At 68.1% G+C, this 2,561-nt stretch carries 2 protein-coding genes; one reads left to right on the top strand and one right to left on the bottom strand.

The genetic code is table 11. The features are described 5' to 3' along the window. Positions 1-1,207, bottom strand: a 1,207-nt coding sequence (locus tag KO481_RS42555) for an AAA family ATPase (RefSeq protein WP_215924451.1), incomplete at its 3' end; no start/stop codon positions are given. Between the two features lie 119 nt (positions 1,208-1,326). Between KO481_RS42555 and KO481_RS42550 the strand changes: the two genes are divergently transcribed. Continuing rightward, positions 1,327-2,561, top strand: a 1,235-nt coding sequence (locus tag KO481_RS42550; RefSeq protein WP_215924449.1) for a M24 family metallopeptidase, incomplete at its 3' end; no start/stop codon positions are given.

The following is a 2,561-nucleotide window of genomic DNA, read 5'->3' as shown; positions in this document are numbered from 1 at the left end:
CGTGGATGGTCAGCTCGGCCGCGCGTTCCATGGCCGCGGCGGCGGCGGCATGGTCCGCGCGTCCGTATGCCCGTGTGGCCGCGGACTCCAGGTCGTCGGCGATGGTGTCGTCCGCACTGGTGGCCGCCGCTGCGCGATGCCAGACCGCCCGGTCGGCAGCCTCGGGACTGCCGCTGTGACACAGTGTTTCAGCGAGCGCTCGGTGCGCGGCCAGCCGCAGGTGCAGTGGGGCATCGCGTAGGATGGCGGCGCGCACCAGCGGATGCCGGAAGCTGATCTGATCACCCTGGCGCACAAGCAATCCCGAGCTCTCGGCCGCCACGAGGTCCTCGGGTCCCGCCCCGAACGCGGCGGCGGAGTCGAGCACCGTCGAGATTTCCCCGGTCTGCTCGGTCGCTGCGATGAGCAACAGGGCACCCGCCGCTTCGTCGAGTTTGGCGGCGCGTGCGCCGAATGCGGTCTGTACCCGGATAGACAGCGGGAGCATGGCGAGGTCGTAGGGTACGGCCGGGGCGGTGCCGGTGCGCTGTTCGGCGCTGAGCGCGGACGGCAATTCGACCAGGGCCAGCGGGTTGCCCTCGGTTTCGGCGAGCATTCGGGCGCGCACCGGTGGCGCGAGTTCGGGGTATCGCTCGTCCAGCAGGCTGGCGGCGGCCGCGCGGTCCAGGCCGCTCAGTTCGTGTGTACTCAGTCCGGCCACGGGGTGGGCGGCGGTGCCGCGCACGGCGAACAACAGCAAAACGCCCTCGTGATGCAGTCGGCGGGCGGCGAAAGTCAGTGCCTCCGAAGAGGATCGGTCCAGCCATTGGGCATCGTCGACGAGGCACAGCACCGGCCCGTCCTCGGCCAGTTCGGCGAGCATGGACAGTACGGCCAGACCGATCAGGAACCGGTCACCGGTCTCCGCCGTGGCCAGGCCGAAGGCGCCGCGCAGGGCAGCGGCCTGTGGTTCGGGCAGGGCGCCGATCCGATCGAGTACCGGGCGCAGCAGCAGATGCAGGCCGGCGAAAGGCAATTCCGCCTCGAGTTCGATTCCGGCCACGCGAATCACCCGCAGTCCGCCGGCCCGCGCCGCGGCGTAGTCGAGCAGGGCCGTCTTACCGATGCCGGCAGGCCCGGTCAGCACCAACGCCCCGCTGCGGCCCGTGCTCGCATCCGCCAGGAGCCGATCGATCAGCGCCAACTCTTCCGCACGCCCGTATAGCACTCGACGGACCCTACCTAAGGAATGTGACGGATCACGGACCGGTCGATTGACTGAATCCATTCGCATCGCACCGAAATAGCGTTATCACCAGCCAATTCACATCGAAATCAGGAGCTGGTATGCATCCGAATTACTCGCTGAGCGAACGCGATCGACGCTGGGCACTGGCCCGCGAGCTGATGGACGAGCAGGGTGTCGACGCCCTGGTGATCTACGGCGAGCACGAGAACGGCGGCCCGGCATCGTTCGTGCCGGACGTCTACTTCACCAATGAGCGGCCCGGCGCGATCGTGGTCTTCCCCCGTGACGCCGACCCCATCTCGCTGGTGTGGTCGCCCATGCATATCGCAGACCACATCGAGGCCCGCCGCCGCGGCGAGGCCTGCTGGACCGAACCGCGAAACATGCGGGTGGCCAAGCACGCTCAGGGTGTAGTCGATGTGCTGAAGGAACATGGGCTGGAACGGTCGGCGGTCGGCGTGATCGGCCTCGAGCCGTACCCGCCGTTCCACTTCAACCCGATCATGCCGTACGGGCTGTGGACGGCGGTCCTGCAGCAGCTGCCGCAGGTGAAGTTCAAGCCGGTGTGGTTCCCGTTCCTGCTGCGGACCCTGGCTCAGTCGGCGGAAGAGCTTGCGGTACTGCGGCATTCGGCCGAAATCGGCGAGGCCATGGCGGCCGCCATGGTGAAGGCCACCGCGCCCGGGGTGACCGAGGCCGACGTGTATGCCGCCGGCATGGCCGAATCCTTTCGGCTGGGCACGGTCGCGCCGGGCATGCTCATCCAGTCCGGGCCCGGGTTCGCCTGCTGGGGTCCGCCGGTCTGGTCCTACCGCCCGCAGGCCCCGCGGGTCATCGAGGACGGTGACGTAATTCTGGCGGAGGTGTTCTGTCAGTTCGGCATGCGTGAAACCCAGCACCAGGTCGCCATCGCGGTCGGTGAGGTGCATCCGGATATCGAGACCGCGGCGCAGGTGGCTCGCGCTTCCTACGACGCCGGACTGGCGATGTTGCGGCCCGGCAATACTTTCGGTCAGGTGGTGGACGCCATGAAGGCTCCGCTGGACGCGGCGGGCGGCTGGAACATTCATCCGCTGGTCCACGGCATGAATCCCTATGGCACCGTGTGCGGTTTCGGTCAGGGTATGCGGAAACTGCCCGAGGCCGCCGAGTACGGCCTGCTGGCCGAGGTGCCCACCATCGGTACCGATCTGCCGCTGGCCGAGGGCATGACCTTCGCCTTCGAACCCAACTGCGTGATCGGCGGGCGGCTGGCCAATATCGGCGGCACGGTCGTGGTCGGCGCGAACGGCGCGGTGGAACTGAATTCGCTCACCACCAATCTATTGCGAGT

It is taken from the genome of Nocardia albiluteola, assembly GCF_018860155.1.
Taxonomy (GTDB): domain Bacteria; phylum Actinomycetota; class Actinomycetes; order Mycobacteriales; family Mycobacteriaceae; genus Nocardia; species Nocardia albiluteola.
The sequence above is the reverse complement of the archived record's forward strand: the minus strand, read 5'-3'. Positions and strand labels throughout refer to the sequence as shown.